The 12611-nt window shown below is 63.0% G+C and carries 12 protein-coding genes; 9 read left to right on the top strand and 3 right to left on the bottom strand.

The window, feature by feature from the left end; translation table 11 throughout:
* Positions 1–44: 44 nt before the first annotated feature.
* Both ACF8FG_RS02690 and ACF8FG_RS02685 read right to left on the bottom strand, forming a co-directional pair.
* A complete protein-coding gene (locus ACF8FG_RS02690; RefSeq protein WP_003247513.1) occupies positions 45–866 on the bottom strand; it encodes an amino acid ABC transporter permease in 822 nt (273 codons plus the stop codon).
* Positions 863–1684 carry an ABC transporter substrate-binding protein gene (locus ACF8FG_RS02685; RefSeq protein WP_318075755.1) on the bottom strand — a complete coding sequence of 274 codons (822 nt, stop codon included), beginning with the start codon at positions 1682–1684 and terminating at the stop codon, positions 863–865. The genes ACF8FG_RS02690 and ACF8FG_RS02685 overlap by 4 nt, the downstream gene beginning before the upstream one ends.
* A gap of 118 nt (positions 1685–1802) precedes the next feature.
* On the opposite strand from ACF8FG_RS02685, the gene ACF8FG_RS02680 reads away from it, so the two are divergent.
* The 9 genes from ACF8FG_RS02680 to ACF8FG_RS02640 all read left to right on the top strand — a co-directional run bounded on the left by ACF8FG_RS02680 (position 1803) and on the right by ACF8FG_RS02640 (position 11522).
* Positions 1803–2687, top strand: a complete 885-nt coding sequence (locus ACF8FG_RS02680; RefSeq protein WP_189637576.1) for a homocysteine S-methyltransferase family protein — start codon at positions 1803–1805, stop codon at positions 2685–2687.
* A gap of 167 nt (positions 2688–2854) precedes the next feature.
* Entirely contained in the window at positions 2855–4126 is a 1272-nt protein-coding gene (locus tag ACF8FG_RS02675; protein WP_104886707.1) for a cystathionine gamma-synthase family protein, read from the top strand.
* A gap of 142 nt (positions 4127–4268) precedes the next feature.
* On the top strand, positions 4269–5708 hold the full coding sequence (locus tag ACF8FG_RS02670; protein WP_014589617.1) for an amino acid permease: 1440 nt from the start codon (positions 4269–4271) through the stop codon (positions 5706–5708).
* A 45-nt stretch (positions 5709–5753) separates the two neighbouring features.
* Complete coding sequence (locus tag ACF8FG_RS02665; protein ID WP_014589618.1) at positions 5754–6638, top strand: LysR substrate-binding domain-containing protein; 885 nt, start codon at positions 5754–5756, stop codon at positions 6636–6638.
* 24 nt (positions 6639–6662) lie between these two features.
* A complete protein-coding gene (locus ACF8FG_RS02660; RefSeq protein ID WP_014589619.1) occupies positions 6663–8051 on the top strand; it encodes a threonine synthase in 1389 nt (462 codons plus the stop codon).
* Complete coding sequence (locus ACF8FG_RS02655; RefSeq protein ID WP_014589620.1) at positions 8048–8485, top strand: Lrp/AsnC family transcriptional regulator; 438 nt, start codon at positions 8048–8050, stop codon at positions 8483–8485. The genes ACF8FG_RS02660 and ACF8FG_RS02655 overlap by 4 nt, the downstream gene beginning before the upstream one ends.
* A 198-nt stretch (positions 8486–8683) precedes the next feature.
* Positions 8684–9727, top strand: coding sequence for a homoserine dehydrogenase (locus tag ACF8FG_RS02650; RefSeq protein WP_014589621.1), 1044 nt, complete (start codon positions 8684–8686; stop codon positions 9725–9727).
* Between the two features lie 12 nt (positions 9728–9739).
* Entirely contained in the window at positions 9740–11158 is a 1419-nt protein-coding gene (locus ACF8FG_RS02645; protein ID WP_318075759.1) for an aldehyde dehydrogenase family protein, read from the top strand.
* Positions 11159–11174: 16 nt separating this feature from the next.
* Positions 11175–11522: a RidA family protein gene (locus ACF8FG_RS02640; protein WP_070383432.1), complete on the top strand. Its 348-nt coding sequence runs from the start codon at positions 11175–11177 to the stop codon at positions 11520–11522.
* A gap of 28 nt (positions 11523–11550) precedes the next feature.
* On the opposite strand, the gene ACF8FG_RS02635 is transcribed toward ACF8FG_RS02640, so the two are convergent.
* The gene (locus ACF8FG_RS02635; RefSeq protein WP_070383433.1) at positions 11551–12504 is read right to left on the bottom strand and encodes an arsenic resistance protein; all 954 of its coding nucleotides are present in this window, start codon (positions 12502–12504) and stop codon (positions 11551–11553) included.
* Positions 12505–12611 lie beyond the last annotated feature (107 nt).

The following is a 12611-nucleotide window of genomic DNA, read 5'->3' as shown; positions in this document are numbered from 1 at the left end:
GGGGCGCGGTCAGGCCTGTCGGTTGTGCGCGAGCCGTGTAGCCCTCAGCGCTGATAAGCCTTGCCAAAATGCCGTTCCAGGCGCGCCTGCAGCAGCTCCAGCAGTATCGACAGCACCCAGTAGATCACGGCGGCGGTGGTCAGCATTTCCAGGTAGCGATAGCTCGAACGCCCATACGACTGCGCCAGAAACATCACCTCCCAAACCCCCATCACGGAAATCAGCGACGAGTCCTTGAGCATCGAGATGAACTGGTTGGCGGTGGGCGGAATGATCACCCGCATGGCCTGGGGCAGGATGATGTGGCAGAAGATCTGCGGCGTGCGCATGCCCAGCGCCAATGCTGCTTCACGTTGCCCACGGGCCACGCCGAGGATGCCGGCGCGGAAGATCTCGCTCAGGTAGGCGCCGTAGTTCAGCGACAAGGCGATGATGCCGGCGCTGATGGCGCCGGGTACCAGGCCCACCTGCGGCAGCCCCAGGTAGATCAGCAGAATCTGGATCAGCAGCGGCGTGCCACGGAAGAACGAGGTGTAGAAGCTGGCCACACCCACCAGCACCGCGCTGTTGGATAACCGTGCCAGCGCGGCGGCAAAGCCGAGCAGCACGGATACCACCATCGAGCACAGGCACAGGAACAGGGTCAGTGCGGCGCCTTGCAGAAAACCATTGGGCCCCAGCTTGAAACCGGCCAGGTTGGGAAACTTCTCCAGAATGATGGCGAACTTCAGGTCAAAGCTGAGGAAGAAGGCGACAAACAGCCCGAACAGCGCCAGCCAGGTCAGCAGTAACCGGGTGCGAAAGCCGAACAGGCCGGCGCCCGCAGGCTTTGCCACGGGCTTGGGGGAGGGGGGGAAGGTGCTCATTTGCTGATGTCGGCGCCAATCCATTTCTGCGACAGCTTGGCCAGGGTGCCATCAGCCTTCAGCTCGGCGAACACCTGGCGTACCTTGGCATCCCACTCAGGGTCGCCTTTTTCGATGGCTACCGCGTTGGGCTCTTCATACAGCGGCGTGCCGGCCAGCTTGAAGCGCTTGTCTTGCTGCAGGCGCGGCTGCGCGGTCACCAGGTTGGTAATGATGGCGTCCAGGCGCACGCCAGTGCCCAGGCCCAAGTCCTGGAAGGCGACGTTTTCAGTGTCGTAGGGCGCAGCCTGCACGAAGTCGAACGGGTAATCGATCTTCTGGTCTTCCTTGCCTTCAATGACCAGGTTCTTGTTCAGGTAGCTTTCGTAGCTCGATGCACTGATCGAACCCACCTTGCGGCCTTCCAGGTCTTTGGCGCCATGGATGCGCTCATCCGAGGCATTGACCACGATCACGGCGGGCGATGCGTAGTACTCCACGGGGAAGTCGAACACCTCGGCGCGCGCCTTGCTTGGGGTCATCGAGCAAATGCAGATGTCGTAGCGCCCGCTCCAACGGCCAGCGGCAATCACGTCCCAGGACGGTGTTTCCAGGCGCAGTTTGACGCCGAGCTTGTCGGCCACTGCCTTGGCCACGTCCACGTCGTAACCGTCGAGCTGGTTGTGGTCATTGAGGAAGGAAAACGGCGGGTAGCTTTCCATCAGCACGTTGACCATTTCCTTGCGCGATTCAACCCGCTCCAACGTGGCGCCAGCAAAGGCTTGGGTGGCAGTTGCGAGCAGTACAAGGCCCGCACCCAGCAGAGAAGAAAATCGCATGTACATACCTGATATGTTGGGCAAATGGGTGATAGGGTATTTAATAGTTATAACCCCAAACCCCATAATGAATTTTATTCATAAGAACCTTCAGAGAAGTTATATGGCAGAGCGAACGATGGTAATTCTGGACGGTGGCATGGGCCGAGAGCTGCAGCGCAGCGGTGCACCGTTTCGCCAGCCCGAGTGGTCGGCGCTGGCGCTGAGCGAGGCGCCGGAGGCGGTCGTGGGCGTGCATGCAGCCTTCATCGATGCGGGTGCGCAGGTCATCACCAGCAACAGCTATGCAGTAGTGCCGTTCCACATCGGTGAAGAACGCTTTGCCGCCGAAGGGCGACAGCTGGCCCATATCGCAGGCCAGCTTGCGCGGCATGCGGCAGATAGCGGCGCGCACCCGGTCAGGGTGGCAGGTTCGTTGCCGCCGCTGTTCGGGTCCTACCGCCCCGACCTGTTCCAGCCCGAGCGTGTGGCAGAGGTGCTGACCCCGCTGCTCCAGGGCCTGGCCCCGCATGTTGACCTGTGGCTGGCCGAAACCCAGAGTTCCGTGGCCGAAGTGCGGGCCATTCAGAGCCATTTGCCGGCAGATGGCAGGCCGTTCTGGGTGTCCTTCACCCTGCAGGACGAGGACGTTGACGAGGTTCCGCGCCTGCGTTCCGGTGAACCGGTGGCCGAAGCCATCGAGGCCGCAGTCACCCTGGGCGTGGCTGCGGTGTTGTTCAACTGCAGCCAGCCTGAGGTGATCGGCGCCGCCATTGATGTCGCGCGCTCGGTCATCGAGCGACACAACGCCGAGATTGCCATCGGTGCCTATGCCAACGCCTTCCCGCCGCAGCCCAAAGAAGCCACTGCCAACGATGGCCTGGACGAACTGCGCGAAGACCTCGATCCGCCGGGTTACCTGGCATGGGCCAAGGACTGGCGTGCGCGGGGTGCCAGCATGGTCGGCGGTTGCTGTGGCATCGGCCCGGAGCACATCGCCGAGCTGAAGCGCAACCTGGCCTAAGCGCCCACGTGACCGGGCGGCTTTTGCAGCGCCCGGCCCGCAGCCATTAAAAAAAACGCCAGTCAGACCCGGATTCCATCGTTTTTCAGGCCTCCGTCATCTCCCTATAGTCCGCTGAAGGCCGATGCTGCATCGGTGTACACAACTCAGCTGGGCGGGAAGCGGATATGAACAACAACGAAAAAATCGAGGGCAATGCTGCGGCCGGTGTGGGGACGCGGGTCGTGTGGAGCGGGGAGCAGGTACAGCACCCGTACAACGCCACGCAGACCCCGATCGTGGTCAGCGCCGCTTATGGCTACAACGATATCGATGCCTGGTACGACGTGGCGCAGGGCAAGCAGCCTGGCTTCATCTACAGCCGCATGAGCAACCCCACGGTCGCCACGCTGGAAGCAAAATTGGCCGAACTGGAGCAAGCCGAGTCGGCAGTCGCGTTCAGCAGCGGCATGGCGGCCATCAGTGCCGTGCTGCACACCTTCCTGTCCAACGGCAAACGCGTGGTGTCGACCCGCGACAGCTATGGCGGCACCAACAAGATCTTCGAAGAGTTCCTGCCGCGCATGGGGGTGCAAGTGTGCCTGTGCGATACCTTGGACACTGAAGCGCTGGAGCGCGAGATTGCCGCCGGTTGCGACCTGTTGTACCTGGAAACCCCCACCAACCCGACGCTGAAGGTGCTGGACATTCGTCGGCTGAGCGCCGCTGCGCACAAGGTGGGGGCGCTGGTGGTGGCCGACAACACCTTTGCCACGCCACTGAACCAGAACCCGCTGGCGCTGGGCGTTGATGTAGTGGTGCACAGCGCAACCAAGTTTCTGTCCGGGCATGGTGACGTGCTGGGTGGCGTGGTGTGTGGCGCGGAGGCGTTGATGGCCCAGGTGCGGCACTACCGGGAAATCAACGGTGCGGCGCTGGACCCGTTCTCGGCCTACCTGATCATCCGCGGTATCAAGACCCTGGCAGTGCGCCTGCGCCAGCAGCAAGCCAGTGCCATGGCGTTGGCCCTTTACCTGAGCACCGAGCCGCTGGTTGAAGCGGTGAACTACCCAGGTTTGCCGGCGCATGCCGGGCATGCCATTGCCAAGGCGCAAATGCGCGGGTTTGGCGCCATTGTCAGCTTCGTGCTGAAGGGCGGCATGCCGACCGTGGCCCGTTTGCTGCCGCGGCTGAAGTATGCCCATCGGGCCGGCAACCTCGGCGCGGTAGAGACCATCTATGGCCCGGCGCGCACCACCAGCCATGTCGAGAACACTTTGGAAGAGCGCCTGGCGCTGGGCATTTCCGAAGGGCTGGTGCGCATTTCAGTGGGCATCGAGGAAACCGATGACCTGCTGGCGGACCTGGCACAAGCCTGTGCATCGGTGCGTGAGGAACTGGCCGTCGCAAAGGAATTGCACGCTGACGCAGACGCCTGCCAGAGCCCGGTGCAGGCCTGAGGCTGGCGCGTAGCACCCACCCGTGTGGTGGGTGCCACTTCATGAAGTCGAACAAAAACAATATGCAAGGCAACTCGATTCGCTCTGCCAAGACGAGGTCGTTGCTACGTCCTTGCCCGCCAACTTTCATGAGTAACCCACAATGTCCGTGCAGACAACCACAACTAGAAATGCCTCGGCGCATACCTTCAAGCAGGATATGCAAACCCGCCACATCGTCATGCTGGCACTGGGCGGTGTGATAGGCACCGGCCTGTTTCTCACGTCGGGCTACACCGTTAACCAGGCCGGCCCGTTGGGCGCGGTCATCGCCTACATACTCGGCGCAATCATGGTGTACCTGGTCATGATGTGCCTGGGTGAGCTGGCGGTACACATGCCGGAAGTCGGCTCGTTCAGCAGTTACGCCACGCGTTACCTCGGCCCGGGCACCGGTTACATGGTGGCCTGGATGTACTGGCTGACCTGGACGGTGGCCATCGGCTCCGAATTCACCGCCGCAGGCATCCTGATGGTGCGCTGGTTCCCCGACACGCCGGTATGGATGTGGAGTGCGCTGTTCGGCGCCGCGGTGTTCATCAGCAATATCATTTCGGTGCGATCGTTCGCCGAAACCGAATTCTGGTTGTCACTGGTCAAGGTGTTGGCCGTCATCGCCTTTCTGGTGGTGGGCGGCGGGGCCATTCTGGGTGGCTTCGAGATCCAGCAGGCGCACAGTGCAGGGCTGGGCAATTTCACCCGTGAAGGGTTGTTCCCCACCGGTTTCTGGTCAATTGCCATGACCCTGCTGGCAGTGGCCTTCGCGTTCTCGGGTACCGAGCTGATCGGCATCGCTGCCGGCGAAACCAAAGACCCGGAAAAGAACGTGCCCAAGGCCATTCGCACCACGGTGCTGCGCCTGGCGCTGTTCTTCATCGGCACCATCTTTGTGCTGGCCACCTTGCTGCCGCGTGAACAGGCCGGGGTTATTGAAAGCCCGTTCGTGATGGTCTTTGCGATGATTGGTATCCCGTATGCGGCCGATATCATGAACTTCGTCATCATCACCGCGCTGCTGTCTGCCGCCAACTCCGGCCTCTACGCCGCTTCGCGCATGCTCTGGACCCTCAGCGACCAAGGCAACATGCCCCGCCGTTACGCCACGCTGTCGCGCCGCGGCACACCCTTCAATGCGATTGTGCTGAGCATGGCTGGCGGCATGGCTTCGCTGTTGAGCAGTGTGTTCGCCCCCGACACCATCTACCTGGCGCTGGTGTCGATTTCAGGGTTGGCCGTGGTGGTGGTGTGGATCAGCATCGCGGCCAGCCAAATCGCATTCCGCCGTCATTACATCGCCAGCGGCGGCAAGCTCGAGGACCTCAAGTTCCGGGTGCGTGGCTACCCGTTCGTACCACTGGGGGCCATATTCTGCTGCGTACTGGCCTGCGTCGGCATTGCCTTCGACCCTGCTCAGCGTGTTGCCCTGTACTTCGGCTTGCCCTTCATTGCCTGGTGCTACCTGGCCTATTGGCTGACGTGCAAGTACCGCAGCCGCCGTACGGGCCCGGTGGAAATTGTCGCCCCAGGTTCCGAGGCCGCCTGAGCAGGTGATACTAGGCCACCGGAACCTAGCCACGAGAAGCCGCCGATGACTCAGAAAACCCTGCCCCCCCTGAACTGGCTGAGAGCCTTCGAAGTGTCGGCGCGTTACTTGAACTTCACCCATGCGGCAGAAGAGCTGCACCTTACCCAAGGGGCCGTGAGCCAGCAGATTCGTCACCTGGAAAGCCAATTGGGTGTGGCGCTGTTCAAGCGCCTGCCGCGCGGGCTGGGGCTGACCGAAGAAGGGCAGTCCTACCTGCCGGTGGTGCAGGACGCCATCAGCCGCCTTGCGGTAGGCACCAATGAAATCTTCGGGCAACGCCAACGTCGGCCCCTGAAGGTACGGGGCAGCCTGTCGTTCCTGCACTTCTGGCTGGCCCCCCGGCTGGCCGACTTTCGGCGTTCGCACCCGCAGGTGGACATCCGCTACATCAGCAACCTGTGGGTCAAGGAGCTGGATGCCGAAGATGATCTGGAAATCCGCTGGGGCAGCGGGCAGTGGGCCGGGGTGGAGGCGCAGCGCCTGACCCGCGACGTGCTGGTGCCGGTGTGCGCCCCCGCGCTGCTGGCCAGCTGCCCGCTGCGCGACCCGCGCGACCTGGCCCGTGTGCCGTTGCTGCATGTGCTGGGTTACGAGGAGGGGTGGGGCTACTGGCTGGAGCGGGTCGGCGCCGATCAGGTCGACTCTTCCAGTGGCCTGCAGTTCGACACGCTGGTGTCGACCCTGCGCATGGCGGAGCTGGGGCTGGGCGTGGCGCTGGCACGCTCGTCGCTGGTAGAGGACCTGCTGCAGGAGGGGCGGCTGGTCGCTCCTTTTGCCCAGCGTATCGAGGCAAGCGAGTCGTTTTTCCTGGTACGCGGCCTGGGTGAAGCGTTGTCCCCCGATGCCCAGGCGTTCAGCCATTGGCTGGTGGCCATGGCGCATCGTTAATTTACGTAGCTATCTGGAGCACCGATGCAGTACACATCCACGCGCGGCAACGAGATACGTGTCGATTTCCGCACGGCATTGCTTTCCGGCCTGGCCGATGATGGTGGGCTTTATGTGCCCACCTCGGTGCCGGTGTTCAGCCCACAGGAAATTGCCAGCTGGTCGTGGTTGCCCTTCGACGAACTGGCCTGGCGGGTAATGGCACCGTTTGTCGGCGATACCCTCGACGAGCCTACCCTCAGGGCGCTGGTCAGCGACAGCTATCGCGGGTTCCGCCACCGCGGTATTGCGCCGTTGCAGCAGCTTGGCCATAACGAATGGATCCTGCAGCTTTTCCATGGGCCTACCCGGTCCTCCAAGGACTTTGCCGCGCAGTTGCAGGCGCGCTTTGTCCGGCACTTTCTGGGGGCGGAGTGCGAGCGGGTCATGCTGGTCGGTGCCAGCAACGGCGATACTGCAGTAGCGGCTATCGAAGCGTTGCGGCATTGCCCGGCAGCAGGCTTGCTGGCGCTATACCCCAGCGCAGGCACGCCCGCCGACCGCGCGGCAGTGATGCGCAGCGCCGCGTCTGACAGCGTGAGCTGCGTGGCCGTGGATGGCAGCTTTGACGATTGCCAGTCGCTGGTGTCGGCGCTGCTGCGTGATTGGCCATGCCCCGGGCTGATTCCGGTCAGCTTCAACTCCACCAACTGGGTCGGTGTGCTGGCGCAGATCGTGTTCTATTTCCATGCAGCGCTGCAGCTCGGTGGCGGAATACGCCCGGTCGGGTTCAGCATCCCCACGGCCAGTTTTGCCGAGATCTACGCGGGGTTCATTGCCCAGAAAATGGGCCTGCCGATCAACCAGATCATCGTCTCCACCAACCGCAACGATGCCTTGCACCGGTTCATCCACTGCAACCGCTACAGCCGTGGCTCAACCAGCCAGACCTTGTCACCGGTCATGGACTTTTCGCTGTTCTCCAACCTTGAGCGCTTCGTCTGGGAACTGTATGACCGCGATGGCGGGGCGACCCGGGCACTGATGGAGCACTTCGAGGCGTGTGGCGAACTGAGCATCGGCAACCGCCAGTGGTTGCATGCGCGCATGCTGTTCGACTCCTATGCCGTGGACGACGTGCTGATTCGCGAAGAAATTGTCACGCTGTTCCACGAAACGGGCAGCGCAGTAGACCCTCATGCCGCGACAGGGGTATTCGCCGGGCGCCTGCATCGGCGCAACATCGGTGCGCCCATCGTCACGCTGGGGCAGTTTGCCCCTGAAAAGTCTGCCGGGCTGCTGGCGGAGCTGGGGGCCTGGCACGGTGAGGTGCCCGCCGGTGCGGTCGGCACAGCGGGTGATGAGCCGCTGTTGGCACCTGACGACCTGGCCGGTGTTCATGCCTTGTTGGCCCGGTTGCAGGCTGGGCGATGAAGCGCATCCTCGACCCCCTGGACGAGCGCATTCTCGCCGAGCTCACCGCCAATGCGCGTATCGCCCACGCTGAGTTGGGGTTGAAGGTGAACCTGTCGCGCAATGCGGTACGCCAGCGCATCGAGCGCCTGGAGCGCGACGGCGCCATTCAGGGTTATACCCTGCGCATTGGTGAGGGCAGACGGCCGGCGTCGTTGATCAACGCGGTGATCTTCGTCTACCGCTATGACCGCATGCGCGGTGACGCGGTACTCGATGCGCTGCGCCAGATCCCCGAGGTGATCCAGTGTGAAGTGCTCAGCGGCGAGTTCGACCTCATGTTGCGCGTCGAGGCCTCCAGCCCGGAGCGGGTGCACCATGTGTGGAAGGAAATCGCTGCCATGCCCGGGGTGGAGAACACGGTGACTTCGTTCGTCCTGGCCGCGGTAGTCTGAACCGCGTCTTTGCATTGGCTAGCACAACGCCGCCTGGGTTCGCGCCCTGGCGGCGTTGTGCGTTTTGCCCTGGCGCAGGCGCGCGCTTTGCACTGGCCAGATTGGCCAATAAATACAGCGGATTGCCATATTCAACTGGCAGTGCACGGCTCTTACGCTAGTCCTCATCGACCCACTGCCTGGACAGGACAGCAAACCATGACCGAATACAAAATTGCACTCGTTGGCTTTGGTGGCGTTAACCGCGCTCTTGCCCAACTGATCGCCGAACGCAATGCGCGCTGGCAGCAAGAGTTGGGCTTTGGCCTGAAAATCGTTGGTGTCACCGACTTGTTCCTGGGGTCGGTGATCGACCGCGACGGCCTGGATGCCGCCATGCTGGCCGCGCTGCCGGCCCAGAAGGGCGCGCTGGCGCAAATCCCTCAAGGTTCGGCCGAGGCGTTCAATGAGGCGGTGATCAAGCAATCAGGCGCCGACATCATCGCCGAGGCCACATTCACCAACCCCAAGGACGGTGAGCCGGCGGCAACCTTCTGCCGCTGGGCGCTGGAGGCGGGCAAGCACGTGGTCACCACCAACAAGGGGCCGATTGCCTTGCATGCCCAGGCGCTCAAGGCCTTGGCCAAGGCCAACGATGTGTCGTTCGAATACGAAGGCGCCGTGATGAGCGGCACACCGGTGCTGCGCATGGCGCGCCAAACCCTGGCGGGCGCGGGCCTGGTAGGTTTCGAGGGCATTCTCAACGGTACCTCTAACTATGTGCTCACGCGCATGGAGGAAGGGCTGGGCTTCAACGAGGCGGTGGCCCAGGCACAAGCGCTTGGCTTTGCCGAGGCTGACCCGACCGCCGATGTGGAAGGCCATGACGTACGCCTGAAGGTGGTGATCCTCGCCAATGAGTTGCTCGGCGCCTGTCTGCAGGTGGGTGATGTGGCCTGCAGCGGTATCAGTGCCATCGACAGCGCGGCTATCGAGCGGGCACAGGCGGCGGGCGAGCGTTGGAAGCTGATCGGCAGTGCCCGCCGTGAAGCCGATGGCTCGGTGCGAGCCAGCGTCGAAGCGAAGCTGCTGCCTGGCCATCACCCCTTGGCAGGTATTTCAGGCGCCACCAATGCGCTGGCGTTCGACACCGAGTTGCTGGGGGCTGTAACCGTGTCCGGCCCGGGGGCGGGGCGCATCGAAACGGCTTTTGCCTTGCTGTCGGACATTGTCGCCATTCACGCGGCCGGCCATTCGGCCTGAGGAGCAACGTTCATGAGCCTGACTTCCGTATCCCGGGCGCTTGTTCAGCAACCCGACTTGATCGATGTGTACAACCCCTTCGATGGCAGCCTGGTTGGCAGCGTCGACAACCTCGGCGCAGAAGCGGTGCCTGCCTTGCTCGCCCGTGCCCGTCAGGGTGTGCGTGAAAGCGCGGCGCTGCCCCGGCACCGCCGGGCGCACATTCTTGAACACGCCGCTCAACTCATTGAACGGGATGCGGCAGACTTTGCCGGCCTGATCGTCGATGAAGCGGGCAAGACCCTGCGGCAGGCCGAAAAAGAGGTCAAACGCTGCATCAACACGCTCAAGCTGTCTGCCGAAGAGGCACGGCGCAACGCCGGTGAGGTGGTGCCTTTCGATGCCTATGAAGGCTCCGAATCGCGTCAGGGCTGGTTCACCCGCGAGCCGTTGGGGTTGATCCTGGCCATTACCCCGTACAACGACCCGCTCAACCTGGTGGCGCACAAGCTGGGGCCAGCACTTGCAGGGGGCAATGCGGTCATTCTGAAACCCTCGGAACTGGCCCCTCTTTCTGCCCTGAAACTGGTGCAGTATCTGGTGGATGCAGGGTTGCCGGAGGCCGTTGTCACTGTAGCCACGGGGGGAGCCGAACTGGGCAAGGCGCTGGTGGCTGTGCGTGAGGTGCGCATGGTTTCCTTTACGGGCGGTTTCGCTACGGGCGAAAAGATTGCGCACGGGGCTGGCTTGAAAAAACTTGCCATGGACCTTGGCGGCAACGCCCCGGTGCTGGTGCTCAAGGACTGCGACCTGGAAGCCACGGTCGAGTCGTGTGTGTCGGGCGCGTTCTGGGCGGCCGGGCAGAACTGCATCGGCACCCAGCGCATTCTCGTAGATGCCTCGATCTATGAGGCGTTCCGCGAACGCTTCGTGGCATTGACCCAGGCGATGGTCTGGGGCGATCCGGGCCGGCGCGAAACGGATATGGGGCCGATGATCACCGAAGCGGCTGCCCGACAGATCGAAGAACGCGTCAACCAGGCGCTTGAGGGCGGTGCCCGCCTGCTCTGCGGCCACCAGCGTCAGGGGGCGATCTATGCGCCGACAGTGCTCGAAAGCGTGGACCACGTCAGCCGGCTGTGGCTTGAGGAGGTTTTTGCACCGGTGGTGATGCTGGCGCCCTTCGAGACTGTCGAGCAGGCGATAGCGCTGGCCAATGCCCCGGAGTACAGCTTGCATGCCGGTGTGTTCACCCGCGACCTGTCGCTGGCGTTGAGCCTGGCCCGGCGTATCGAGGCCGGCGGTGTAATGATCAACGACTCTTCCGACTACCGCTTCGATGCCATGCCATTTGGTGGGGCCAAGTATGGGAGTCTTGGGCGTGAGGGAGTGCGGTTCGCCTACGAGGACATGACCCAACCCAAAGTCGTCTGCTTCAACCAGATGGGTTGAGGGGGAGGGTACCTCGATGATCACTCGCTACGGATCAAGCGCGCGGATGTCACTGGCGGTCAGTTACAGGGGCCTGTTCGAAACGGCAGGCATCGTGGCCGACGACCTGCAACAGGATGTGCAGGGGCAGTTACGTCAGGCGCTGAGCGTGATCGACGGCCTGATGGTGCAAGCCAACGTCGGCAAGGCGCAGCTGACGCGGGTTCAGATGTGGCTGGCCGACTACCGCCACTTCGACCTGGTCAACGAAGTGTACGACGCCTGGTTGCAAGGCTGTGCAAAACCGGTGCGGGCCTGTGTGGGCTCCGCCCTGGGGGCTGGCTACCTGGTAGAGGTGCAGGTGTTCGCTGTGTGCCCCGAATAGTCCTTTTCTCTATGACGAGTACCACGGGTCAACGCACAAACCGTGGTACCGCCCGTACATAGATCAGTTCGCTCACCAGTTCTACCAGGGTTTGCGTGATCACGGCTGCCGCCGCCAACCCGCGCATCTCTTCTGGCAACGCCAGCGCCAGCGGCAGCACCACCAGCGAGTTGCGCGTGGCTGCACTGAACGTCACCGAGCGTGCCTCACTGGCCGGCAGGCGCAGCAGGCGCGCACAGATGAAGCCGAGCACCGGGGCCAGCAGCATGAAGCCGATGTATACCGGAACCACCGGCAGCAGACGGTCGAAATCACGCAGTACCACGACAATCTGCGAAGCGATCACCACCATCAGCACCAAGGCCATGGCCGGCACCGGCAACCACGCCCAGGCGTCGTTCCAGGTCGCGACTGCGCGCGAGCGCCGGGCACCGGCGCTGGTGAGTACCGCGAGGGCCATCGGCACCACGATCAACAGCACGAAAGCTTCCACGAACGGTGTGATGGAGATTGCCACCTGGCTGCCACCACCCAGCATCAGGGCCAGGTACACCGGCAGCAGCACCAGTTGCGCCAGCAATAACACGGGGGTTGCGGCCAGGGTCAGGCGTGAGTCGCCTTTGCCAATGTGGGTGAACACCACCACGTAGTCGATGCAGGGCGTGAGCAGCACCAGCAAGGCCCCGACGAGGATCGCCGGGTGTTCCACCAGCCCACGGGTGATGGCCCAGACAAGCAGCGGAACGAGCATGAAATTGGCCAGTAGCAGGGCCGTGATGAAGCGGCGGTTACCCAGGCCCTGGCGCAGGTCGAGGAAGGGTATTTGCAGGAACATCGCGTACATCAGCACGGCGATGGCGGGGGTGATCAGGGCTTCAAGCTGGCGCGCAGTGTCGCTGGCCAGCAGGCCGAAGACGATAGCGGCCAGTACGGCGGCGAAGTAGATGGGGATCTGCCGGGTTTCGAGTTGCTCTCTGGTCAAGGTGTGGCCTGTGGTTGGTGGTGTCAAACAGGGTAATACGTGATGGCACGTGGCTGCTCGAAATCATTCCCTGTGGGAGCGGGCGTGCCCGCGAACACCGGCGCAGC

This window comes from Pseudomonas sp. YQ_6, assembly GCF_043103245.1.
GTDB classification, from domain to species: domain Bacteria; phylum Pseudomonadota; class Gammaproteobacteria; order Pseudomonadales; family Pseudomonadaceae; genus Aquipseudomonas; species Aquipseudomonas alloputida.
Note: the sequence above shows the minus strand (reverse complement) of the source record. Positions and strands in the feature narration are given on the sequence as shown.